Raw genomic sequence first — 23,227 nt, 5'->3', positions numbered from 1 at the left:
ACCATAATTAGATGCCAATGGCGTGGTAGAACTGTGCTCGATATGCATCCGCAAAAGAAAGAGGCACCATGGTCTCGCGGGTTCTCTACCGACCGTTTGATACCGAAGACTTCGACGCCATCGCGCTGATTCTGCAGCAGCTTTGGCATAACAATTCGGATAACGATGAGTACAACCGCCTCGAGGCCGCGTGCGACCTTGCCTACTGCCTTTCGTCGTCGACGTTTTCGCAGGTTGCGGTGATTGACGGTCAGGCGCGTGGCATTTCGCTCGCGCGTGCGGGACAGAGCTCCGGCGCCGTTAAGGAACACTGGATGGATACCGAACGCGCGCTGCTATCGCAGATGCGTGAGCTGGAGCCCGATGCCTGCGCCGAGTATCTCTCGTTTGTACGCGCAACCATCCGAACCAACAACCGTCTGCTCGAGAGCAGCCCGTTGCCGCACGACAACGAGGTCACGCTGCTTGCCGTGGATCGCGATGTCCATGGCCTGGGCGTTGGCACGGTTCTGCTCGATGCCGCAGTCTCGCACCTGTCCTCGCTTGGAGCGACGAGGGCGCACCTGTACACCGACTCCAACTGCTCGTGGAAGTTCTACGAGCTGCACGGCTTTAAGCGCACGGCCACGCACCGCGCCAACCGCGAAGAGCGCCGCCACGCCATGCCGCGCGAAAGCTTTCTCTACGAACTCGACCTAACAGCCTAGCCCAAGCAGCCACACCTAGTCATTTAAGAACGTCCCCAATGACTGATCCCCAACAACTAGTCATTTAAGTCTGTCCCCAATGAGTGGCCTAGGGGGTTTGTAGATAGCCGTGGTCAAAATACATCAAATATGAGTACTGTTACCTTTTTAGTAGCAGCGATTCAGGGCATTTTTGATGCTTATAGGCATGACGACCAGCTGCACGAGCTGACGTAACTCCCCAAATGTTCAATAAAATGGGCTCCTAACGAGAAGTACTCTCATTAGGAGCCCACTATTATGTGCAAACATATGTGACCAACGCAGCAACAGTACTCATATTTGGCATTTTTTGTCCACTGCCCCTTGCGCGAAGGTCCTCAGCGGAAAGTTTGACCCGTTTCGATGCACAAAAATGGGATGAATCTTCCCTGGCAACCGCCCAGAAAGATCCACCCCAAAGCAAGCGCTCGCTAGAACGTTCCGCCGCCGCCTCCGCCGACGCCGCCACCGCCGCCACCGGAAAAGCCGCCACCGCTGCCGCCGCTCGAGCTATCGGAACTCGAAGCCAGCTCGCGGATGGTCTCGTGGTACACATCGTTGAACGAATCGAGCGGGGACTCGTTGCCGTAGTGATGGTAATACCACCAGTAGCAGGGGTAGTTGTCGTAGAAATCGTCACTGTTGCGCAGGTCCGCAGGCACGGCTTCGGCCAGCTGTCGCAGCACTTCTTTCGAAACGCCCAGGGCAACGCCCATCACCAGAAACTTGTTCCACAAGATCAGGTCGCTGGGGACGGCCTCCTTCAGACGCGTAAAGTCCTCGAGCCAATGCTTGAGCGCCTTGCAGCGAGCCGCCACCTCGGCGCCCTCCGGCGTGTAACGGCGGAAGGTGCAGCTCAGGACAAAGCCCACGATCGTGACGGGGATCGAAATCATAGCGGCACCGACGTTGGCGTCCGCAAAGTCGGTATAGAACAGAGAGCCCAAAATGCCAAAGACAATGATGATGCCGAGAACCAGGCCGGCCACCATCGCGATAGTGCCATCCGATGCGATAAACTCGCACTCCTCCAGCTTGCCCTTAACCGTGCTCTGATAGTCCTCGAGCTTGTCGCCAACAGATTCAGTACGCTCGCTGGCATACTCCTCCAGCTCGCTAAACGTGCGCGAACGGACGCCGTCTTTATCGGGCTTAACGCCAGCGAAGAAGACCTTGAGCACGTCGCGATCGATGCCGTCCTTCTTGGCAGCCTTCCAGGCCTCGTCGGTCACTGTGATGCGATACGTCTGCTCCTCTTTTTCGCGACGGAGCAGACCCTTCTTCTTGGTCTCGGTCGCTTCTTCCAGCTTGATCACGCGGTCGTCGGTCAGCTTCATCAGCGTGGCGATATATGCCTGATCGGGCACGTCGTTCCAGCTCATAAGAGTTGCAAGCACCGCGGGATGATCGGCGGAGGGCACATCGCGGAAGTACTCGTCCTGGAAGAGCGGCTTGGGCTTGGGCCTGCGCAGCTTGAGCATCACGATTACACCGGTATAGGCAACCGCCACAACAACACACACCACGGCAATCGCGCTGGCAACCGCACGCGCGTGCTCACGGCGGGCGTTAGCTTCGTCGGCCCATTCCTTCTCTTCGCTCAGGATCGTTGACATGCGCTCTTCGCCCGAAGCGGCAAGCTGCGGCACCCAGTCGCTAGGGAAGGCGATGCGTGCCTCGGCGAATTCGCCCTGGTGCACGCAGGGAATGGTATAGGTGACCATGGGCTCGTCCGCATCGAGCGACACGTCGCCCGTCAGCGGGCCGTGGCCCCATGCGCGGAAGTTATCGCCCTTGACGGCAGCCGTCCCGGCAGCGGCATTTGCAAAGTAGACTTCCATCTCGACGTCATCGGAGTCCGCCGACCAGCCGTCGCCGACGAATTTCCAGTAGAGCTCGGCGGTATCGGCCCAGTTCATAACCGCACCGGTCATGGAATAACTCACGTAGTAGATTGCGCTGTCGCCGCTCTCGTGAGGGCTGAACACCTTAATCTTTACGCCGTCGTCGGACTGTTCCACCGTGTAAACGCCGTCGTCGCCTTTATTTGCGCTGTCGACCTTGTTAAACGCAGTGTCGTCTTCCTCGACGCTCAGCACATTGACGACCACCGAGCCGCCTTGCTGGTTAGAGCCTGTATTGATATCCCAATACACGCCGTTAATGTCATCGTCGAAATCGAACTGGCGTCCCTCGACAACGGTCAGCGAGCCATCGGCCTCAACCGTGGCACCGATATAGGTTTGGCTCATGGAGTAGCCGTCGGCGTGCGCGACGGCAGGCAGCAGCAACAACGCAAGCGCGACGAGTGCGCAGACGGAAGCGAACCGCGCAAACAGGCGGCGCTGCCGACAGGGCTGGGCAACGGGGGCGTTCATAGGCACATCCTTTGTCTGTGGTACCAGTAGCGTCATTGTCCCACGTTTGCGGGTTCATGTGACGAACATCTAGGTCAGCGGAGCGTCAAAACGGGACAAAAGTCACGCCCGCCGCCGGCACCTGGTGACGTTCCCTATCTGCCGGTAATCTGGAACACTCCTTGGCATAGCCCGCTCCGGCAATAGATACCACTTCATAGCTCCATCACAGGTGTAGCGGCTTTGTGTGGGCGCGGCATTCGCTGATTGAGCCGCCAGTTGAGGGGCATAAAGCAGTTGAGCGAAAACGGTTTGCCCCTTTGCCGTCCGCTTGAGGATCATGTCCCCCTTTTCCGCGGAAACCCCGGCAGTTGCGAAGAGCTGCCGGGGTTTCTGTCGTTTGAGGGCTAGATTGATTGACGACGATTAAGGCGCCGAGCCGGTGGTCCGGCACGCGCAACGTGTGGCCGCGGCAACTTGCGAGCATCGACGACGCCTCCCCTCACCTCACCCCGCGCTATACTCGTCCGCATGGATATCAACGCATGCAACATAGCAACGCCCGCCGTGGCCACGTCGACGGCGACCAACAGCAAGCTCGTCCCCGCCCCCGCGCCTGTCGTGGGCCGTTTTGCCCCGTCACCCTCGGGCCGCATGCACCTGGGCAACGTGTTCAGCTGCCTGTGCGCGTGGCTTTCGGCCCGCAGCCAGGGCGGCAGCATCGTGTTACGCATTGAGGACCTGGACGATCGCTGCAAGCGCCCCGAACTTGCCGCTCAATTGATTGACGACCTGGCCTGGCTGGGGCTGGAGTGGGACGAAGGCCCCTACTACCAGCACGACCGCCTGGACTTGTACGAGGACGCCCTGCACCAGTTGCAATACGCCGGCCTCACCTATCCCTGCTTTTGCACACGCGCCGAGCTCCACGCCGCGAGTGCACCGCACGCGAGCGACGGCACGCCCATCTACCGTGGCGCCTGCCGAAGTCTTTCGGCCGAGGAGGTGGCCCGCCGCAGCGCCCTGCGCGCGCCGGCCACACGTCTGCGCGTGCCCACCGTCGACGACCTCGCAGACGACGTGATCGAATTTGTGGATCGCACGTACGGCGCCCAATGCGAAGCACTCGCCACCGAGTGCGGCGACTTTTTGGTGCGCCGCAGCGACGGCGTGTTTGCCTATCAGCTAGCCGTGGTGGTCGACGACGCTGCCATGGGCGTCACCGAGGTCGTGCGCGGATGCGACCTGCTGGGGTCCACGCCGCGCCAGATCTATCTGCAGCACCTGTTGGGACTGCCCACGCCGCACTACGCACATATTCCGCTGCTCATGGCACCGGACGGCCGCCGCCTTTCCAAACGAGACCGCGATCTGGACCTGGGCGAACTCCGCGCCCGCTTTGGCACGCCCGAAGCGCTGCTGGGTTGGCTCGCCGGACAAACAGGCATCGCGCCGGGCACCACGCCGCGCTCTGCCGAGCAGCTGGTCGAGCATTTTAGCTGGGATGTTATCCGCAAGCACAGGGAGAACATTACCGTAACGGCTGAGTAATCAGGCACCCCACCCCTACGCAACATCCCAGGGCTGGAGTTCGTCGCCCAGGCGAACGATGCAGTCGTAGAGCACGGTATGGCGCTCGGCCGGGTTGGCATCCCGATGAAAATGCCCGTAGTACCAGCGCTTGTAGTCCAAGCGGTCCTCCAGCTCATCGAAAAACGCCGTAAGCCGATCAACGGCGGGGCAATTCCAGCCGAGCGCCGGATAAAGCGTGGGCGAAAGCATGCGCGTAGAGCAGGTGTGGGTGACCACGTAGTCGACCTTCCAGCCCACGCCGTCGAGCTTTGTCCGCGCCTCCTCAAAGTTGCGCTCGTCCGGCAGCTCCTGCGGCCACCAGCTGGAATACGGAATGCGGTATTCCTTGTCCACGCTCGTGGCGCCGCCCATGGTAAAGACCGTTGAGCCGTCGAGTTCAAAAACCTCGCCGCGCGTCAGGCGCCGTATGGGCGAGGTGTCCGACAGGCGCTGTGTCAGTCCGCCGTGCCACAACTCCATGGGTCGCTCCGCCCAGTGGTCGAAACGTTCGTGGTTGCCGTCGACGAACAGCACGGTATAGGGGCGCGACTCCAGCCAAGCGATGTCGGCGCACTCCTCGGCAGAGAAATCCCACGGAAGGCCAAAGTCGCCGGCAATGATGAGATAGTCGTCGCTCGTCAGGCTTTCCCCAAGATCCCAATCGCGCAGCTTTTGCATGTCAGCGCCGCCATGGACGTCGCCCGTCACATAGACCGTCATCGGATCACCACTTCCCTCTTATAGGTTTCGAGATCGCGCTCGACCTGCTCGTCGCCCGTGGCGTTGACCCACCACGGCCACTTAACGCAACACACCGGCTCGTCTACCTGTGCAAACCACGACTTGAGCTCCTCCAGGCTCACCGGGGCGTAGCCGTTGGCGTCCACGCCCACGTCGTAGCGCAGCAGCCCCTGCCGAAGGTTGAACTTGTTATACGCGTCGCCACAGCTGTGGATATGCCCGTGCAAATGCCAGCCGCCGTGCGACATACCCTGCCAGTCGACCATGGGATAGTGGCTCAGCACGATTTTCTGACGGTCGATCTTGAGCACGCAAATGGGCGGCTCGACGATAAAAGCATCCGCCACCGCAGGCTGCGTCCAGTCTTTATCGTGGTTGCCGGGCAGCAGATGGATGCGCTTGCATGCAATGCTTTTGCGCAACTCGTAGGCATCTTGGACCGTCATCTTAAAGCTGAAGTCACCCAAAATGTAAAGCTCGTCATCCGCAGCGACCTTGCTATTAATGCTAGCGACCATGGCGTCGTTCATCTGCCCAACAGTCGACCAAGGCCTGTCGGCGAGCCGCAGCATGTTCTCGTGCCCAAAGTGGGTATCGCTGGTAAACCAGATCATGGGGACCTCCTAACGCTCTTGCTCAAAATAGTCACTCGCCGTCTCATCCTGCCCATCGGCACATCGCGCTTCGATCGGCACGATATCTTGGTAGATAAGGCGATGCTTGTCATCGCGCCATTCATCGTCATGGTAATGGCCAAAGAACCAGGTGCGGTAGTCGAGCCGCCCGTCGAGCTCGCCCAAAAAGGCCTGCAGCGAATCGTCGTAGAACTCGCGATTGCACTCCATGCACAGCTCGTCAGCCAAATCGACCGGCGCCTCGTGCGTCACAACATAGTCGACCTTCCAGCCCGCGCGATCGAGCGAGGCGCGACAGTGTTTGATCTCGCGCTCACTCGGCATCTCCTCGGGCCACCACGTCTTTCCCTCCTGACGCCACTGTTTGTCATGGCTCGCGGCGCCACCCATGGCGAGCACCGTGGTCCCCGTGATGTCGAACACCTCGCCGCGCATCAGGTGCAGCACGTGCGGGCGAACCTCGTGAACGAGGCCCCCGTTCCACTCACGCATTGGCAGCCCCGCCAGCAGATGATGGTTCTCGTGATTGCCGTCGACAAAACACGTGGTCCAGGGCTTGGACTCAAACCAGTCGAGCCAGTATTTGTCGGTGTTCGAGCCGCTCCATATAAAGCCAAAGTCGCCGGCAACGATGACAACGTCATCGCGCGTCAGCGTTCGACCCAATGGCCAAACGCGCGACGAGAAGCGACTCGCCCCATACTCGGCAACACCGTGAACGTCTCCGGTAACGAAAATAGACATCAAACAACACCTCCGTGCTGTGCGACTCTGGACAAATCAATGGAAGAAATTGCAGGCCGGGCCGGCATCTGTATCCCTTAGGGCTTACCCTTCGTTCTTCCATCCAAACGGATCAAACACCCAAAAAACTAGATCGAGCACACTGTTGGCGGGCAGCATGTTGGGCAGGGCGTCTTGCCTCGCTTGAGTGCAGCCGCTAATGGTACGCTTGTTTTAATGGCGTTTTGAGGAAGGCTTTTGCACCCCGTAGAACGGTGGTAAATCTTGCCGTTCTTAGTGACGGTTACCTTGATTTTTGAGGTATCCACGCTGCGGGGCTCGATGGGCGCAGCCACCTCTTGACGAGCTGGCGCTGTTTTCCAAGGCTTGCCTCTCGAAAAACCAAAATCGCAGAATCGATTGATATAGCTGTCGAAACATCCATCGAACAGCAACCCCGTTGCCAGACCCGCCATGAATCCGCAGGCGATCGCGGCCTCTCCTCTTATTTGCATATATCCCTCCTTAATCAATCTTGAAGAAAAAGGCGGCGCGCGCCGCAGAGCCCATGCCCCTGCGGTGCGCGCCAAAAACAGCGCGCTTCCCTGTCCCTAACGGATCAGCTGGCGGCGCTTATCGGACAGGAATACGCCGGCGGCCACCAGGACCGTGCCGCCGATCACGAAGGTCTCACCCAGCAGCTCGGACGCATCGCCCGTGGCGGGCATCGCCGTCTGCCAAGTCGTGGCCTCGGTCTTTGCCTCCGCATGCTTGGCCTGGTACGTCACTTGCGTGACGGGCTGGGTCTGCTCGCCGTTTCCGCGGTCGGCGGCCTCTTGGCGAGCGATCTCGGCGTTAAGCTCGGCAATAGCCTGGTCGAGCTCGACCTTGGCGGCGGTGTAGTTGGCGAGCGCCTCCAAGTATGCCGGCGCCACGGCATCCGTCGCAGCCACGGCGTCATCGAGTTCGGCCTTGGCGGTCGCGGCACGCTCGGCGGCATCGTGGGCCGCAGCGATCTTGGCGTTAAGTACCTCGTCCGCATCGTCAGTGCTGCCGTTGACAATGGCTTCGGCAATATTGATTCTGCGCAGGCGGGCAACCGCGGCGGCAGAGGCGTCGCGCGCGACAGTCGCATCCACCACGGCATCGTCAGCCTCCACCACGTCATACTCGGCATCGCTCACGGCCATCGCCGCTGCATCGAGCGCGGCATCGGCAGTCGCTTTGTCCCCAGTGGCCTTGGCAAGTGCTGCGGCGGCATTCTTAAGCTGAGAGGCGCGGGCGGCAGCTGCATCAGATTTTGCCTGAGCCGTTGCCACGACGGCGTCGGCATCGCTTGCAGCCCGCTGCGCCATATCGAGCTCCACCTGAGTGGCAGCAGCATCGATGCCTGCCTGATCGGCATCGCCTTGGGTGGCAAGAAGTTCGGCCTCCGCCTCGCGCTGATTGGCACGCGCGCTTTCGAGTGCAGACGACGCCGCATCAAACGCACGCTGAGCAGCGGCGATATCGGCTGAGTACGCCGCTAGCTCATCCTGGGCCGCGGCAAGTGCATCCCGTTTGTCGCCAACACCGGCACGAGCGGCGTCCAGTGCGCGCTTGGCAGCAGCCACCTTGCCCTTGGCAATGTCGAGCTCGCCAGACTTGGCGGCCACGGCGTCCTGCGCTGCCGCAACAGCGGCGTTGGCAGCGCTCAAATCGGCGCGGGCATCGCTGACGGCACGCGCGGCGGCGTCAGCTGCAGCCTGCTTTTGCGCCACGGCAGCCTGGGCCTCCGAGGCCTTGGTTGCCGCGACATCAACGTTAGCGGCAGCGCGCTCAACCTGGGTTTGCTTTGCTGCAACGGCCTGCGATGCTGCACTCACCTTGCTGCCGGCATCGTCGGCAACGCCCTGCGCCACAGCAAGCTCCTTGCGTGCCGCATCCACGCCCTGCTCGGGATTTGCCAACGAGTCACACCACGCATTCAACGCAGCCTCATACTCTGCAACCGTCATCGGATTGAGGTTATACGGCTTATACCATTGACCAGAATATACAAATGTTTGCGCCTGTGTACTCCCGTACAGCGTCCCTCGCGTGCAAACGCCCATGCCCGTCACGGTGTAATCGGGGTTGATCACGTTGATGTAATGTCCGACCGAAGGGTTTGGTCCACCGTGCAGTGCGGCGTAGTTATCAATCTGGGAGCTATGCGCTGTATAGAAATCGTAAGCGGCCTTTCCCGTAAGGCCCGACGCGCCCAGCGAGGCGGCGGCAGCATCAAAGATGGCCTTCTCCTGATCGACCCACTGCTTAAACGGATTGCTTCCGTAGTTCCACGCCACATTCTCGCCCACGTTAAACTGCTGAGCGTGCGCGACCTTCGTATCGGAGAAGTTCGCGTCGGCGATGGCGGTCGCCATCATGGCATATGTCACCTTGAGCTCGCCTAGGCCAACGCTTGCGCGATACTCGTTGCACGCTTTGAGCCACACAACCGCCTGCTTCATATTGGTCAGGCTCGTCGCGTCGACTTCCTCGCCCACCTTGTTGTAGCCAGCGAGTTTGCAGTTGAGGATGATATCCGCCGCATCGTCGGCACCCACACTCTTAAAGAATGCGATGGCACCCTGGCGGTAGTTCTCCGCCGATGCATTCGCCGTTGCCTGAGCGGCATCGAGCTTTGCCTGGGCCTGAGCCACAGCCTGGTCGGCCTGCTGCTTTTGGGCCTTCGCCTGATCGAGCGCCTTGTCGGCAGCGTCTTTCTCGTCCTTGGCCGCCGAAAGCTTGGCCTGGGCATCGGCCAGCTCCGTGAGCGCACTGGCATGATCGGTCTTGGCCTGGTCAAGAGCGGCGTCGGCAGCGGTCTTGGCAGCAGCGGCGGCATCCAGCTTTGACTGGGCATCGGCAGCGGCCTGCTGCTGATCGGCAACTGCCTGCTGAGCAGTCTGAACCTCGCCCTCGGCGGCGGCAACGTCCTGCTCAGCGGCAGCAAGCTCGCTCTCGCACTTCGACCGCGCGGCCTTGGCGGCCGTCAGCGCTTCGGACGCAGCAGCCACCTTTGCCTTGGCGGCCTCGTACTCCGGGCCCGCGGCGCCCTGCTCGGCTCGATCCAGATCGGCCTTGGCCGCGTCATAGCTCGTCTGCGCGGCATCCACGTCCGCATCTGCCGCGGCCTTTGCCTGCTGAGCTGCCGAAAGCTTGCCCTGCGCGTCCTGCTGCTTGGCAGCGGCGGCAGTGGCAGCGTCTTGAGCATCCGAGAGCTTGGCCTGCGCATCAACGACCTGCTGCTTCGCCTGTTCCAGGTCACTCGCAGCCTGCCCTGCGGCAGCCTGGGCGGCAGCTACAGCCTCGGGCGTAGCATCGGATGCAGCAGCCTGTGCGGCCTCAAGCGCAGACTGGGCATCACGGGATGCCCTCTGGGCAGCAGTCAGGGCTTCATCCTTGTCCGCCAGCTCCTTCTTGGCAGCATCGAGCGCAGCCTGAGCGTCCTCAAACGCCTTGACATCCTGATCGGCCTTGTCCTGCGCAGCGCCCAGCTGCTTTTCCAGCTCGGCCGAAGCAGCGGAGGCCGCGCTATCGCTCGCACCGCGGGCCGCGTCATAGGCGCCCCGCGCCTGCTGCTGGTTGACGGCGGCAGCATCGTAGGGAGCGGCAGCCGCTTCCAGATCGGCCTTGGCGGTAGCAGCTTTAGCGCGCGCCGCATCAACTGCAGCCTGCAGGTCGGCGACCTTTTGCGCTGCAGACACGGCACCCGCGCCAGTACCGGCGGCCGCAGCGCTCGTCAGCGGCGACATCACCGCAGCCGTTGCGCCCGCGGCGCCAATGCCATCCGCACCCTGCGCCGCCGCGGTCAGAGGCGACAGCAGCGAGCCGCCCGTCATGGCAATCGTCGCCGCAGCAACCGTCGCCACGCGCCCAGCCGCCCTGGCCTTACCCAAGGCCTTGCCGTTCATGTCCTTGTTCATGTTCTTGCTCATTGCCGATTCCTTCCCACGGTGAGCCGTTGTTTGACACAGATAGTCGATCTAACTTGCCCCGCTAAAAAGAGGTGATAACGGGGTAATTAAATTGAGCGAATTGAATCGTGATGAAACTAATCTCCGCAAAAGCCAAACTCATAGTTCCGCTCGCGCTCAATCTCATCTAAATACTCGAGTTCTTCGCCGCATGGCTTCTCTTCATCTAGAAATACAAGCCCGTTCTCTGCGCGAGAACCGACAGTGCAACCAAGGATAGTCTCGAGATTAATGTAACTACTATTATCGTTGTTAAAGGAGAAACTGCTGGTGCTCATGCTCAAGTCCCGTCTACATAAACTCAAATTGCTGTGCTTGGCCTCTTTTAGAGACCCCATCTCATACGCTATGACTGCAGTATATGCGCTCCGCTTGTATGTTGCAAGAACAATTTTATTTTTCTAACGCATATAACGGATGTTCATTTCTGTAAACCGCCTCGCTCTCCCCCGCCGCTCCCTCACTTGTTTTGTTACATGTGTTGAATACCATCCCGTACGGACAAAATCTCACGCAGGGCGGTTAAGACAGTGGCGTCCATGCCACCAGAGAAAATAGAAGAAAGGAAAGAGAAGCAGTCGGCGATTACTCGCACGAAGCGAGCAGCTTCTCAAGATCACACTCCAATGCCTCACGCTCCTCAACGTCCATCACTGCAAGGGCGACACGCATCAGGGACACCTCGGCGGCAAGCTCCTTAACCTGGTCGGGGCGTTTGCTAAAGTGGTCGTAAATCCGCAGGGCCTCCCCGGCCGCCAAGTACTGCCACTTTTCCAACGAAGGCTTTTCGGACCTGCTCATGGCATCGACCCACTCGCCAAGACCCTGAAAACCGTTGCCCGTAGTCGTGCCGTTCATAACCACATCGAGCGGGCTCAGCAAGCAATCGGGCGTTTTTTTGTACACCAATTTGGTGAGCGTAAGCACCTGGGCAAGGTTGCGATACTGTTCCTTGTCGGCATAGAGCACGTCGTTGTAGCAGGCGCAGGCCTTAAGCAGCTCGTGGGCGGCAATGCGCTCCGGCCCATCAAACGGAACGCCGCGCAACAACACCCCAGCAAGATCGAATGCCTTGCCGCCCTGCACGATCTTGTCGAGCGCCGAGCCGTCCACCAAATCCGCCAGCCAAGCAAACTCAGGCTGATACGGCTTATGCTCGTCCTCGTCCTCATGCTCCATCCAGTTGCTCACCAGCGCAAGGGCTTCAATCTCTCTCCCGTTCAGAAAGGGCGAATTCTTCCCCATCTCTTCCCGCAAAAATCCCCGCGGCTCATGAGAGTGCTCGTACGCAACCGCAAGCTCCCCGTCGCTCACGACCAAGGTCGCACGGGAAATATAGGTATCTTCCCGCATGTCCCTCCAGGCGTACATCATAAGGGGACGCAGCTGACGGAGCATGCCGCGCGCGCCGGCACCTTCCTTAACCGCGCGCTTCGCCGCAAGGCGAGCAGCATCTGCCATCAGCTCCATCTTGGCGCCATTTCCCATCATGTTGTTGTACTTGGGCAGGTACTGTTCATACGCAATCTGGACCAGATCGTCCACGCTCAAGGCGTTAAAGTTAATCACCGAGCCAATGCGCCCGCACAGCTCGGACATAATACCCCAAGTCTCAACATCCTCGATGGTCGCACTGTCTCGCAGCTCGTTTGCCGATTTTGCGGCGGTGCGCACGGCGGCATACGAGGATCCGAAGCCGACCGTGGTGCCAGACTTGTCACTCAGGCGCTTGCGCACCAGAGCATCCAAGCCCATAAAGGCGCCGCCCAAAATGCAAACAACCTGATCGAGGTTGAGCGTCTTAATAGCCGCACTCTTGGAGGTATCACATTCAAACGGCATCTCCCCGCCTTCCAAGAGCTTAAGGAACGACTGCGATGGACTAAAGCTCGATGCAACTTCGCCCCCATCGGGCTCGGCACGAACCGCCTTGTCAAACTCGTCAAAGAGCACCAAGCAAATTTCGCCGGGATTGGCAGCCTGATAGTCCGCGACCTGCGACAGGCAGTTGCTCATGCTGGCACCGCGCCAGCCCTCGCCCGTCATGGTGGAGACATCGAACACGAACAGTTTGAGCCCCGCGGCATCTGCCACGGCCTTGATGGTGTGGGTTTTTCCCGTGCCGGTGGAACCCATCACCAAAATGGCAGCGGGCGAAAGAACGTCGCGCGGGTCGGCGCCGCGTGCCAACATCACGCAGCGGTTGACCTCAAAGCTCAGCGCCGTCACAAAGGCCTCCAAGCTTCCTTCGTGGCCAATAACACTCTGACGCGTCTGCTCCACCAGACGCGTAGGCGCAATTCGATTGAGCAAGTCCTGGTAGCGATCGATGTTTCGATACTGCTTCTGAGTCATGGGCGCCTTCCTTTCCATATTGGTTTTCTTTCCTTCGATGTGGGCCGAGCCCTTAAACCACTACAGTGCCAGCGATGTCGCCGACTCCAGATAGATCACGTTGCCCGGCTGGGTAAAGACCGGAATGTGGTAGAGCAGCTGCAAAATGCCCTGCTTGAGCAGCGGAAACAGTGTGGGATGCAACACTTCGTACATCAGGGCACCAGCCATAAGAGCGGTAAGTACGGCAAGCAGCAGAAGCTTTTGAGCGTTAGAGAATACCGACATGGTCGTTCCTTTCTTTATGCGAGATATTTGGATTGCGTTGTGGGTTAGCGACTCATAGCGATGGCAATGCCAATAACCGTGATAACCACGGGGATCGCAAGCGATGCGAACACAATCCCGGCAAAAAGGCCTACCACCACCGCGCACACGACGATGACCAGTGCTGTGGGCACAAGCGCGAGCAGAGGAGTAACCACGCAGGCAGATGCAAAGCGAAGCCCGTGGAACAAGCACTCATGAGGGAATAAAGCCTTGAGAACTCCTTCGACAATTCGCCACTCGACAATCGTTCCGACTGTTAAGACAACAGCCCAAAGCAGATAATCATTGGCGCGGGAATCCGAAGCCATCTTTCCGGTAACGCCAGCCCACCAATCAAATGCGGCGGCACAGCCCAGCAAACAGACGATCGCGCAGACGACGGATGCAAATGCGCCCGCACCCTCAATTGCACCGAGCAGCTCGCACATGTCGGATTCGCGCTCTCCCGTTAACAGCACAATCCATTTGTGGGCAAGCGCCGCAACGACCGCCACGCCCAGCACAACCCAGTACGCCCTAAACGCCACCAGGCGCCACGAATGGAGCGGAATCACCGTGTTGCCCTCGCCAATCTCGAACATAAAGCCGCCGAGCCACGTCGTCAGCAAGCACATCATGTCGACGGCGACAACGTACAGCACAACCGCAAAGAGGGTTTGCAGAATCATGCCGAAAATATTCACTGTTGTTGGCTTCTTGAGAGCGTCTGGCTCGATCCTATACGTGTCGTATCCGTTCATTAGCTGTCCTTTCGTTGCTGAAACAACTAGTTGGTTTATCCACTGTAGCTTGATACAATTAGGAGATATGCAAATCTCTTAGTGTTAGTATCTAGCGAAATATTACCCAATGCGTACGGCCTCATACGCACCATTCGATTTTTTCTTTTTCATTTGAGTGCCCCGTCTGAAAAACGCCGCAACTGCTCTTCTTGTAGACTGAAGGCAATTGAGCCGCGACGGGCCAGTCAGCGAACCGCGCAATATAGGGAATATGCAGGAGGTGCGCATGCTCAAAACTAAAGCAGAATTTGCAACTCTTCGCTTAAACGAAGATCTCAAGCCATATATGAGCCGATATCTATCGGATCTTGTGTCTCATATGGTCGAGAAATATCAGCCTTCGTCGAGAACGAAAAGGCTCATTGAACTGTGCTGTCGCGATTTTGAGTTTTCGAGCGAGCACGTCGATGGCCCCTCGTGGTCTGTTTTGGGGATTGACCTCAAGCGACCTTCGGCCGCCTCGTTTGAGTTTGAGGACCGCGTTTACAACGAAGCAACCGACGAATGGGATTATGTGCCCGCTTGCGTTTGCAAAAACCGAGTCAAAGTCCCGACGTCGACGTTTACTGCCATCGAAGAGAATATCTTTTTATACGACTACGAGCAGGACGCAGCCTCTCACACGTACGAATCAGCACTCATTTACTGCAGGCCCCCCGAGCTACGACCGCTATCCCAATTCCCGGCATCTATCGATGCGGCAAATGCGCGAGTCCTGGATTTCCTCAGAACGCGCTCGAAGCAGCTGCAACGCAGCGCAGGCATCCCCGATCTGCTTTCGGTCACTGAGTGGTACTACATCTTTCTTGCGGCATCCATTGCCTGCTCTCAGTCCCATGCCACGGCCGTCATTCAGATTTCGGACCGTCTGTTCAATCTGGCGCGAGCCGTAGATGGACGTCGCCTTCTTTGTGACCTCGGCCTGCTAAAGAGCATTGTGCTTCTTCCCAACACCATTGCCAAAAAGGCCGAGGGTCGCGCGCTGCTCTTTATTGGCGACGGCGAGCCCAATGATCCGTATTTCCTTTTTGACGGCAGGAGCTTTGACGACAAGCAAATGACCGATGAGATTCTGCACCAGCTCCTCGATTCCGTCGACCGAGCCTACGGCGATCAAAAGAATCCAGTCTATTGGCATCGGCTCGAGGATCAGGGCAACGGCATCTATCCCCTATTACCCAATACAAAGAGCGGATCGTTCGACGAGAGAATGTTCATCCCCCTTGGGTCGCTAGCGCCAATCTACCGCGGCACCGCCCGCAGCGTTGTAACCAAACTGCCCGAATCAGATCCGACAGACAGTTACCAACAGCACGACTGCTACTACCTGTCGCTAAAGCATCTTCATGATGGCGCAATCATTGCCGCAGAAGATGTACTTGAGCGTGTCCCCGATACAGATATCTACGATGTAAGCCGTGTAGACTACGAAGATTTTCGGAAGGCCAAACCGATCGACGCCCGCGAGGCGAGCCTTCTCATATCACGCGTCGGGCCTCCATTCAAGCTTGCCCTCATCACGCCAGGCCACTTTTCTGTCGGTTCTGAGCGCCCCGTGGAGCGCGGTCTTTTGTTTGAGAGCATTGTCCCCTGCGACGCCATGTTCTGCGCTACCTTTGAGGACGAGCTGCTTGCCCAGTTTGTCCTGGCATACCTGTCGTCCGATGAGGGGCAGAAGAAACTGGCGGACACCTCGCACGGAGACGCGCTTGTGCAACTTGCCCCAATGGACCTGCGAAGCATGACCGTGCCTGTTCCCGGGCGAGCGGAGCAGGAGCGCTACGCGCTAGAGTACGAAGCAAAGCAGCGCGCCTACGAGGACGCCCTTAAGCAGGCGGAACATTACGCTGCGAGCAAGGGAACGATGTAGCGACCGAGGCCGGCAGACTGTCCGGACTTTTGCCGACAGTCTGCCGATCAGGCACGCCGTTCAGCGCAGCAGCTAGAGATCCTCAACAGGCTTCGAACTGGCTTTGGCCGCCTCTTCGCCCGCGATCAGGTCCCTAACCGTTATATACGCACTGTACGTAGCATCTTCAATCTTTTCCATAACATCAGGGTCGCAAGTTCCCCAAATATCTTTGAGAACTCGAGCCAATCCCCAAGCAGCGCTGAGCAGGACGTCAACGTCCTTTAGATCTAAGTGGCTGACCGTAAAGGGACAGTACTCGCACTCCAACAGATAGGTGTCAACAGCCTCAATTGTCTCAGCCACATACTGCTCAAGATCGGGATGGGGATGGAAGGCGCACAGCGCCTTGTGCGGATCGGTCGGCTCAATCCAATACAGCGTTGTCGCTTCCTCGCATTTCTCGAGCGGATAACGCTCAGCTGCCTTCTCCCAGCTTTCATACCAGGGATCGGCATCGCCGTCCGTCATCGACCTGCAAAGATTAATCGCCGCAGAAACAGTCGCACACGAATATCTATAGCTGGCGTCTTTCTTAAACTCATCATTGAGCTCGACGTCACCAGACAGCTCCGCCTCCATGATAAGGAACGGACCATCCTCATCCGTAATGCTTATGGGATAGTTGTTGCACTCATAGCCCGGATACATTTTGTCTCCAATCAATCGTTCGGACACATTAACAAGCAATATCGAAACCGCGCTCACGCGGAGGACCGTCGTCCTCGCACCAACCTGCAAGTTTTTCTCATCGCATGAAAAGAACTTGCGATTCTTGCAAGTTTTTCTCACGCGGTGACAAGAACTTGCATGGTCGCCCCGCTACCTGCGCCACGAGGCGGCAAGGATAACGGGAAGCCCGGCGATGCACACCACTAAGGCCACGGCTGCGAACGCAAGCACGATGGCCACGCTCACGACGACATAGGCCACGGTAATGAAGGCCAGCGCCAGCAGGCAGGCAAGCAGCTCGGCCACGTAGCACAACACCAGGTTCGAGCTCGCGCGCTTCAGCAGAACGTCGGCGAGGCGGACCAGCTCGACGGCAAAGCCGCTGCCGAAATTGCGTCCGGGGCCCTTGGCAAGGAACCACTTGAACAGGCACATCAGGGCGCAGCCCAGCATCATCATGATGGAAACGGTCCATGCATTGTGCCCCGTCTCGACAAGGCTCTGGTCGCCCACCGCGCTGCCGTTGACGAGCCAGGCCGTTCCATAGCCCATGAACAGCATCGCCAGCAGCAGGCAGGCGCTCACCGCGGCGAGAGAGCGCGACACGCGCCCGCTGAACACCGGAGCCTCGCAGCTGAGCCCAAGGCCCTCGCGAACACGCCAGGCGGCATGGTAGGCAGGGTAGGCCGCGATGAGCGCGGCCACGAGCAGCGACGCCCAATCGGACCCGGGCACAGCCGACGCGTACTCCGCAATCGCGGAGATGGAGAAGGCAGCATGGAACGACTCGTTCAGAAACAGCGCGACCTCGCCCTTCCAGACGCAAAACGGGGCGGCGACGGAGGCGGTGCCGGCAGCGGCAACCGCAGCAACGGCAACGAGCAGCGCGCCCTGCACGAGTTTGACGACCTCGTCTTTGGCGGTGCGGGACGCAGGCTCAACGGCGCTGGACGAAATTTGAATAGAAGTGTTCATGTTTTCCTTTCAACAGAAATCAAACCGGAATCGCCGGCAACTAGGATGCAGCCTCTAGTCGGCTCCGATTAGAGATTGTTCGCCCACATTGATACCAAGTCGTGCGGACACACTAACAAGCGATATCGAAACCGCGATCTCGTGGAGAGCTGTCGTCCTCAATCCATTCGAGCCCGACGCACTCATCGATCCCTGCATCGGGAACTGACGACCATCTGAACTCGAAACCAAGCTGGTCAAGCTCATCGACTCGCCCACGGATCACTCCGTAAACATCCAACGCATTCTCGAAATCCTCCGAAGACGCGTAGCCTCGCTCGCACTGCCTGCGCATCTGATGCAAGCGACCCATGGCGGCGGCGATAATCTCGCGAAGAGCGATAACCTCGCGCTCGCATACATCAATGTTTCCTTCGTTGAGCTCGATGCGATCGGACATAACGGCCTCCCTGGTTTTAACCCTTTTCGCTTGACTCCATTGAACAACCGCAAACAGCCGCGTAATATGACTTTTATCGCGTTTTAAATTTTGGCTGTTTGGAGCATCAATGCATAAGTCCGAAAAAGAAGCATTTAGCTGGGGTTTTGAGGCTGGTTTTCTTCGCTCCCCTGTCAATCCCCGTATGCTACTTCTTAACAGGACGCCGGAGATTGATTGTGCCGGCGACGGAAACACATCCGGCAATGCAAGCGCATGGAGTCTCGTCTCCATAGCCAACGACCTATTGCGCGTCGACTTAAGCTCGCTTTTCAACGAAATCGGGGGGCACTTTCGTAAGCGAGCAAACCAGCGCTTTTATATTGATTTGCAGAACGCCATGCGCCAGTCCTCTGCTGCTCTCCACCATGCGCAACACGCTTCGATAGACTGTGCAGCCGAGCAAGACTATGACGATCGGCTCGATCCAGACGATCCCGACCAAGAGCCCACCCAAGCAGAATTGAACGAAGCTGAAATCGCTATCAACCTTCAAAAACAAAAGGAACGCGACCTCGATTTCTTTGCTCCGATATTCGACAAAGCCATTACAAGCCATGCACACGGAGAGATTTCCGGCATGGCCAGATATCTCCTTAAAAATGTCTGTAGACAGTGTGTCATGAACATCACGGCGATTCCCGACTATCGCTATTACAGCTGCTGGATGAACAACAACGCTATTGAGTGCGACGAGATCAACCGCCTGTACCGCGCGGTGATTACAACATCGGACCAACTCAACAAGCAAGAAATGGCGTCCCTCTTCAGCTCCTATCTCCAGCTCGAGTCGAACGACATGAGCATTAACGCTACCAACGGCGAGACCAATCTAACAGCACCGGTGCCGTATGACCGCGACAATCCTATACGCAACTTTCCCAAGGCGAAATCTCAGATAGAAACAGCTTGCGTCTGCACCAATATCGATCTCTTTCGAGCGCTTCTCATTGTTTTTTATCAGGAATGTCTGGAGCTTACCCCGCTGCTTAAAAACACCGAGGCACCTAGCCTGCTCGCGCAAAACGAAGAGTTTTTCCCAGCCGCCATCAAAACAAGCGACCCGCGACAATTTCGATTATTCGATGAGCAGCTGCCGGCAATCATCCGCTTTGGCGAAGCTTTTGTATACGCAGCCAAAAAACACTTGCCCGGAAACGAAACGGCCCAAAAGCTCGAAGAGCATTTGAATGGAATAAAGCGCATGAACAGCGCCCCCTTTATGCAGGCGTTTCGTAAAAACTATCTCGAAGCTATGCGCGAGAACCAGATCTTCGCAAATGGAGACTTCCATACGCATGCAGAGCTTAACGACCAGGAAAACCTCAATAGGCTCGTTGGGCTTCAAGCCGTTATTTCAAAGGCAGGAGAGCTCTACTTCACCGAAGAGGAATGGTCCTTTGCAAGCCTTTATGCCCGCATCCTTCACGAGCTGCTGCTGTGCGGCATTATGCCGATAGCATGCCAAACCTGCGGTTCGCTCTTTTTTCCGACCGGTCCTAACAGCAAGTACTGCGATCGATATAACGCGGCGACCAAGCTCTATTGCAACCCGCGCTTTAACGCCAAGAAGCATCTTGGTCGTAAATCGCCCCGCGATGTCGCGCTTAATATACAGAGAAAGACCGAAACGGCATATGAAAAGGGCCTAACGGATTGTGCCCACTATTTTGAGCGCCTCGGCAGCTTTGTCCTCGATGGTCTTGGCCCAGCATACCAAGCGAACGACCTCATTTCCGATGAGCTCTATAGGACGTGGCTGTCTATCGTCAACCAGCCCAATTGTAGAGCGAAAATCAAGCGGCCGGATAGGCTCGAGTATCCATACCCCGTGCTGTGGTACGGATTTGTCCGCGATGGCAATCGGTATGTACAAGTCGAGTTTCCTGGAGCCGAGCACCCGACGCTTTTTGAATGTTTGAGCCAGCTCGCCGAAAGCCCACAATCAAAGTGCACACTGGATTACAAGGGGCCAGATGAGCATCCATACAGCTCATGGCATGTAAAACTGCACATGTTGTTGGAGATCATTGTACAGATAAATAACGCCGACCACGTGGCGAGGCCCATTCCATTGCTTGGAATCGATGGGCCCGAATATGTCTGGACTGACCCGACCGTCCAAGACACATGGAGCACGCCCGACGCATGCATCTACAGCACCGGAACGATCGATGACCTCAGCTTTACCGTGTATACAAAGGGATATGACCCGGAAAAGCAAGACTGAGCTTGATGCCGCGGCTTTCTACGTGTCCGCGAACAGATTCACTCTTCTAGTCCTTCGAGCTAGCCAAGACACAGCCGATGCAAAGAGGGATAAAGATGATGGCGAGCACAATGCCCCAGGCGGTTAATGTAATCGTAATGATGGATGCAATAGCGCTAGCGATGCCATATCCAAAAATCAACGATGCCGCGCAGGCAAGCATCTCGGCACCATACAGCAACACCATGTTTGAGCTTGCGCGGTCCAGCAAGGCATCCGCGCGGCCGAACCATGCGATAAGGGCTTTGTCGCCACGATAGCGCCCAGGACCTTTGAGCTCATACCATTTGACAATGCACGCCAGGACGCATCCAGAAACAAGCGCAATCGATGTCACCATGAGGAAAAGGCCCACGATCATGAGGAGTTTGTCCCCCGTGACCCCGCCGTCGATATAGCACTCAAACCCACGACATACGGCAAGCACGGCCAAAAGCGAACAGGCGCTCAACGAGCCAAAGCGGCGCGACATCCGTCCGCAAAACACAGGTGCCTTGCAATTGCACCCAGCACCTGCGCAGAGGCACCAAATGGCATGGTATACAGGATACAGAGCAACGAGCACGGCCGCGGCCATCGACACCCGGTCAAGCGTCTCCATTCCCGACACAATATCCTCCGCCGTTGGAGCCTCGTAGGGATGATCGAACAGGTCAGGCGTGAACATAGGAATCTCACCTTTCCAGATGTACGACGGTGCAGTAAAGGAAATGATGCCGTTCACAGCTAACGCCGCGACAGCAATTAGCAACGCGCCTTCGGCAATCTTGGTGATGCTCGACTTGTGAGAGACGGACACATTTTGAATAGAAGTATTCATGATCTTCCTTTCAGAGAGACCCGATTGGTTGGTGATTGAGTTTTGGGGTGATTGGCGTAAAGAACGGGACTGCTTAGAAGTCCCGATAAAACAGCAGGTCGGCTTGACCGCCTACGAAGAAAGAAAGACTAACAAGCTATATCGAGGTCATTACGACTCGAATACTCGACGCCAACGGCGTCATGCGCTGAGATCCGCGCAAGCGAAACCGAACGGACCGGCGAGACCACCGGATAGTCCTCAACGCCCCACTCGAGCTCAAAGCCCAGACGAGCAAGCTCGTCACGACAATTGTCGAGCATGAGCTCATAGGCGCTTTGACGGGCACAGTCTTCAAAGAAGCCGAGCCCGCGCTCCTCAGAAAGACCCACCTTCAGCTCATCACAGATGGTCATAACTTCGCAAACGATATCTTCAAGCTCATCGCGCTTGGTGGAATTAACCAGTTCAAACAGGGTGCCGTCGAACATTTTCCGTCCTCCTTTGGACTTCTTTCTTGCTCGACTCCTATTGAACACGGCAAAGTGGCACAATGGCACAAAGTATATTTGATTTTAAAAGTTGTGCTGGTTTAAGAAATATGCAAGGTGCCAATTTAATAGCTCTGACCTGGCGTGTTAGGGCTAGCTTCATTCGGTTTGACAGAGATACCTCTTTGCATCTCTGTTGCAAACAACTGACAAACGCAAAACCCGATAAGGATCAAGAATGTGAAGGAGCGGAATTCGAACAGCATTGGTCTGCAAAAGAGCTGTTAAACGAATTCCTAAGAATTGATCTTGAGAAGTTCTTTAACGAAATGTCCTCTTGGTATGCCGAATATCGTAACGCCCATTCAGTGCCCGTTCCACACCGTATCTTTAATTCGCTACGGCGAATACAGCACATTCTAGAAGCTCAATATCTCGAAGGCTCAGATAATAAAAAAGGTGCCACGTGTTTTCCTCCGCTTTGTTCGAGAATAATTGACGCAGGCGATGACCTCGACAAATGCCGTATCGAAAAGGCAGATATAACGCATGAGCTCGCGGAGGCAGTCAAACAAGCGCTTGATTCCGCAATAAGCGGCGGCTATTCGGACGGTATCTACCAGCTCTTCTTCAATGCTTGCTCATTGTGCATCGATTCAGTTTATCTTGATGAAATACCCGATGCCTATTTGCCCTCGAAGGTTTTCTCTCTTTGGGCAATAGAGTGTGGGAACATCGCGAGAGTTACTATTCCGGCTCTTGAGTTACTAAGCAGTAACGATGCCGACGATTCCGTTGCACCTAATCTGGCCAGTTACATTGAAATGGTCTTTGACCTAAATAGAAGGCCCGAGCTCGCTCGCGGAGGCGAGCACTCAATTGTCCACCACCCGCTGGCGCTTAAAACGCCAGAAACTAAAAGGGAGTTTTATAAGACGCACTTCCACGTTCAATTAGTTGATAACCAACTAGCCATCGATATCCATGAGTTGGCAGTAGCCGTTCTTGGCGACATCATCATTGATTGTCTTAGCTTATCCAAGAAGATAAACGAACCTTCTTATCGGGATGACCTCAGCAGCTACGTTTCATTATTCGCGAAGCTGCTTTCTACCGGAGAATCCATCCTGGATGTCGCTAATCAAATTCGCCGTTTTGGGGAACTAACGTCCTCAAAATGCACGAAACATGCAATCGCCGGCCCAATGGTCCAGGACCTCAATAGCCTCAACTCTCTGGCACTCAACCTGATTCAGAACAGGCTCTACAACAAGGTGGAGTTATCGAGGAACGGCGAAAACACAATCGGCATCATGCGGTTTATCGTAAATGACGGAAAGTACCTTGTTGTCAACATCAACGACAGCGACGCAATGCAAGAAGCCCTCCATTTTGAGTAATCGCCCTCTTTGACACCGGCGATATTGAGCC

Annotated in this window: 19 protein-coding genes; 5 read left to right on the top strand and 14 right to left on the bottom strand. The window is 57.0% G+C overall.

Annotated elements, in window-relative coordinates; genetic code table 11:
* Positions 1–68 precede the first annotated feature (68 nt).
* On the top strand, positions 69–707 hold the full coding sequence (locus DWZ52_RS03285; RefSeq protein WP_117629947.1) for a GNAT family N-acetyltransferase: 639 nt from the start codon (positions 69–71) through the stop codon (positions 705–707).
* Positions 708–1,159: 452 nt separating this feature from the next.
* Here DWZ52_RS03285 and DWZ52_RS09930 read toward each other — a convergent pair whose 3' ends face one another.
* Positions 1,160–3,106, bottom strand: a complete 1,947-nt coding sequence (locus DWZ52_RS09930; RefSeq protein ID WP_158551264.1) for a DUF2207 domain-containing protein — start codon at positions 3,104–3,106, stop codon at positions 1,160–1,162.
* Between the two features lie 510 nt (positions 3,107–3,616).
* Here DWZ52_RS09930 and gluQRS point away from each other — a divergent pair.
* Positions 3,617–4,636, top strand: a complete 1,020-nt coding sequence (gluQRS, locus tag DWZ52_RS03270; RefSeq protein WP_255413181.1) for a tRNA glutamyl-Q(34) synthetase GluQRS — start codon at positions 3,617–3,619, stop codon at positions 4,634–4,636.
* 15 nt (positions 4,637–4,651) lie between these two features.
* On the opposite strand, the gene DWZ52_RS03265 is transcribed toward gluQRS, so the two are convergent.
* From DWZ52_RS03265 to DWZ52_RS03230, 8 genes are all read right to left on the bottom strand, one after another.
* Positions 4,652–5,377, bottom strand: a complete 726-nt coding sequence (locus tag DWZ52_RS03265) for a metallophosphoesterase (protein WP_118384906.1) — start codon at positions 5,375–5,377, stop codon at positions 4,652–4,654.
* Positions 5,374–6,012 carry a metallophosphoesterase gene (locus tag DWZ52_RS03260; protein ID WP_117637087.1) on the bottom strand — a complete coding sequence of 213 codons (639 nt, stop codon included), beginning with the start codon at positions 6,010–6,012 and terminating at the stop codon, positions 5,374–5,376. Before DWZ52_RS03260 ends, DWZ52_RS03265 begins: the two co-directional genes overlap by 4 nt.
* 9 nt (positions 6,013–6,021) lie before the next feature.
* Positions 6,022–6,777 (bottom strand): metallophosphoesterase, encoded by a 756-nt coding sequence (locus DWZ52_RS03255; protein ID WP_089572443.1) that lies wholly within the window; start codon positions 6,775–6,777, stop codon positions 6,022–6,024.
* A gap of 128 nt (positions 6,778–6,905) precedes the next feature.
* Positions 6,906–7,346, bottom strand: coding sequence for a hypothetical protein (locus DWZ52_RS09845; RefSeq protein WP_158572404.1), 441 nt, complete (start codon positions 7,344–7,346; stop codon positions 6,906–6,908).
* 21 nt (positions 7,347–7,367) lie between these two features.
* A complete protein-coding gene (locus DWZ52_RS03250; RefSeq protein ID WP_118384905.1) occupies positions 7,368–10,718 on the bottom strand; it encodes a CAP domain-containing protein in 3,351 nt (1,116 codons plus the stop codon).
* Between the two features lie 624 nt (positions 10,719–11,342).
* The gene (locus DWZ52_RS03240) at positions 11,343–13,112 is read right to left on the bottom strand and encodes an AAA family ATPase (protein ID WP_158549337.1); all 1,770 of its coding nucleotides are present in this window, start codon (positions 13,110–13,112) and stop codon (positions 11,343–11,345) included.
* 60 nt (positions 13,113–13,172) lie between these two features.
* Positions 13,173–13,379 carry a hypothetical protein gene (locus DWZ52_RS03235; protein ID WP_117637090.1) on the bottom strand — a complete coding sequence of 69 codons (207 nt, stop codon included), beginning with the start codon at positions 13,377–13,379 and terminating at the stop codon, positions 13,173–13,175.
* A gap of 44 nt (positions 13,380–13,423) precedes the next feature.
* Positions 13,424–14,161, bottom strand: coding sequence for a hypothetical protein (locus DWZ52_RS03230; protein ID WP_117640397.1), 738 nt, complete (start codon positions 14,159–14,161; stop codon positions 13,424–13,426).
* A gap of 268 nt (positions 14,162–14,429) precedes the next feature.
* Here DWZ52_RS03230 and DWZ52_RS03225 point away from each other — a divergent pair, with 268 nt between their 5' ends.
* Positions 14,430–16,073, top strand: a complete 1,644-nt coding sequence (locus DWZ52_RS03225; protein WP_117640398.1) for a hypothetical protein — start codon at positions 14,430–14,432, stop codon at positions 16,071–16,073.
* A 72-nt stretch (positions 16,074–16,145) separates the two neighbouring features.
* On the opposite strand, the gene DWZ52_RS03220 is transcribed toward DWZ52_RS03225, so the two are convergent.
* The 3 genes from DWZ52_RS03220 to DWZ52_RS03210 all read right to left on the bottom strand — a co-directional run bounded on the left by DWZ52_RS03220 (position 16,146) and on the right by DWZ52_RS03210 (position 18,198).
* Positions 16,146–16,820: a hypothetical protein gene (locus DWZ52_RS03220; protein WP_147352139.1), complete on the bottom strand. Its 675-nt coding sequence runs from the start codon at positions 16,818–16,820 to the stop codon at positions 16,146–16,148.
* A 114-nt stretch (positions 16,821–16,934) separates the two neighbouring features.
* Positions 16,935–17,759 carry a hypothetical protein gene (locus tag DWZ52_RS03215; protein ID WP_117640400.1) on the bottom strand — a complete coding sequence of 275 codons (825 nt, stop codon included), beginning with the start codon at positions 17,757–17,759 and terminating at the stop codon, positions 16,935–16,937.
* A 112-nt stretch (positions 17,760–17,871) separates the two neighbouring features.
* On the bottom strand, positions 17,872–18,198 hold the full coding sequence (locus tag DWZ52_RS03210; RefSeq protein WP_117640401.1) for a hypothetical protein: 327 nt from the start codon (positions 18,196–18,198) through the stop codon (positions 17,872–17,874).
* 109 nt (positions 18,199–18,307) lie between these two features.
* On the opposite strand from DWZ52_RS03210, the gene DWZ52_RS03205 reads away from it, so the two are divergent.
* Positions 18,308–20,467 (top strand): hypothetical protein, encoded by a 2,160-nt coding sequence (locus DWZ52_RS03205; protein WP_147352138.1) that lies wholly within the window; start codon positions 18,308–18,310, stop codon positions 20,465–20,467.
* A gap of 46 nt (positions 20,468–20,513) precedes the next feature.
* On the opposite strand, the gene DWZ52_RS03200 is transcribed toward DWZ52_RS03205, so the two are convergent.
* Positions 20,514–21,326 (bottom strand): hypothetical protein, encoded by an 813-nt coding sequence (locus tag DWZ52_RS03200; protein ID WP_117640403.1) that lies wholly within the window; start codon positions 21,324–21,326, stop codon positions 20,514–20,516.
* Between the two features lie 128 nt (positions 21,327–21,454).
* Positions 21,455–21,796 (bottom strand): hypothetical protein, encoded by a 342-nt coding sequence (locus DWZ52_RS03195; RefSeq protein WP_117640404.1) that lies wholly within the window; start codon positions 21,794–21,796, stop codon positions 21,455–21,457.
* Positions 21,797–21,858: 62 nt separating this feature from the next.
* On the opposite strand from DWZ52_RS03195, the gene DWZ52_RS03190 reads away from it, so the two are divergent.
* Positions 21,859–23,196 carry a hypothetical protein gene (locus tag DWZ52_RS03190; protein WP_147352137.1) on the top strand — a complete coding sequence of 446 codons (1,338 nt, stop codon included), beginning with the start codon at positions 21,859–21,861 and terminating at the stop codon, positions 23,194–23,196.
* Positions 23,197–23,227: the final 31 nt, after the last annotated feature.

Source organism: Collinsella sp. AF33-16, from assembly GCF_003475325.1.
Lineage (GTDB): Bacteria > Actinomycetota > Coriobacteriia > Coriobacteriales > Coriobacteriaceae > Collinsella.
The sequence above is the reverse complement of the archived record's forward strand: the minus strand, read 5'-3'. Positions and strand labels throughout refer to the sequence as shown.

Excerpts from the sequence above, each read along its gene's own strand:
- DWZ52_RS03285 (WP_117629947.1), top strand. The coding sequence starts at position 69 with ATGGTCTCGCGGGTTCTCTACCGACCGTTTGATACCGAAGACTTCGAC.
- DWZ52_RS09930 (WP_158551264.1), bottom strand. The coding sequence starts at position 3,106 with ATGAACGCCCCCGTTGCCCAGCCCTGTCGGCAGCGCCGCCTGTTTGCG.
- gluQRS (WP_255413181.1), top strand. The coding sequence starts at position 3,617 with ATGGATATCAACGCATGCAACATAGCAACGCCCGCCGTGGCCACGTCG.
- DWZ52_RS03265 (WP_118384906.1), bottom strand. The coding sequence starts at position 5,377 with ATGACGGTCTATGTGACGGGCGACGTCCATGGCGGCGCTGACATGCAA.
- DWZ52_RS03260 (WP_117637087.1), bottom strand. The coding sequence starts at position 6,012 with ATGATCTGGTTTACCAGCGATACCCACTTTGGGCACGAGAACATGCTG.
- DWZ52_RS03255 (WP_089572443.1), bottom strand. The coding sequence starts at position 6,777 with ATGTCTATTTTCGTTACCGGAGACGTTCACGGTGTTGCCGAGTATGGG.
- DWZ52_RS03250 (WP_118384905.1), bottom strand. The coding sequence starts at position 10,718 with ATGAGCAAGAACATGAACAAGGACATGAACGGCAAGGCCTTGGGTAAG.
- DWZ52_RS03240 (WP_158549337.1), bottom strand. The coding sequence starts at position 13,112 with ATGACTCAGAAGCAGTATCGAAACATCGATCGCTACCAGGACTTGCTC.
- DWZ52_RS03235 (WP_117637090.1), bottom strand. The coding sequence starts at position 13,379 with ATGTCGGTATTCTCTAACGCTCAAAAGCTTCTGCTGCTTGCCGTACTT.
- DWZ52_RS03230 (WP_117640397.1), bottom strand. The coding sequence starts at position 14,161 with ATGAACGGATACGACACGTATAGGATCGAGCCAGACGCTCTCAAGAAG.
- DWZ52_RS03225 (WP_117640398.1), top strand. The coding sequence starts at position 14,430 with ATGCTCAAAACTAAAGCAGAATTTGCAACTCTTCGCTTAAACGAAGAT.
- DWZ52_RS03215 (WP_117640400.1), bottom strand. The coding sequence starts at position 17,759 with ATGAACACTTCTATTCAAATTTCGTCCAGCGCCGTTGAGCCTGCGTCC.
- DWZ52_RS03210 (WP_117640401.1), bottom strand. The coding sequence starts at position 18,198 with ATGTCCGATCGCATCGAGCTCAACGAAGGAAACATTGATGTATGCGAG.
- DWZ52_RS03205 (WP_147352138.1), top strand. The coding sequence starts at position 18,308 with ATGCATAAGTCCGAAAAAGAAGCATTTAGCTGGGGTTTTGAGGCTGGT.
- DWZ52_RS03200 (WP_117640403.1), bottom strand. The coding sequence starts at position 21,326 with ATGAATACTTCTATTCAAAATGTGTCCGTCTCTCACAAGTCGAGCATC.
- DWZ52_RS03195 (WP_117640404.1), bottom strand. The coding sequence starts at position 21,796 with ATGTTCGACGGCACCCTGTTTGAACTGGTTAATTCCACCAAGCGCGAT.
- DWZ52_RS03190 (WP_147352137.1), top strand. The coding sequence starts at position 21,859 with ATGGCACAAAGTATATTTGATTTTAAAAGTTGTGCTGGTTTAAGAAAT.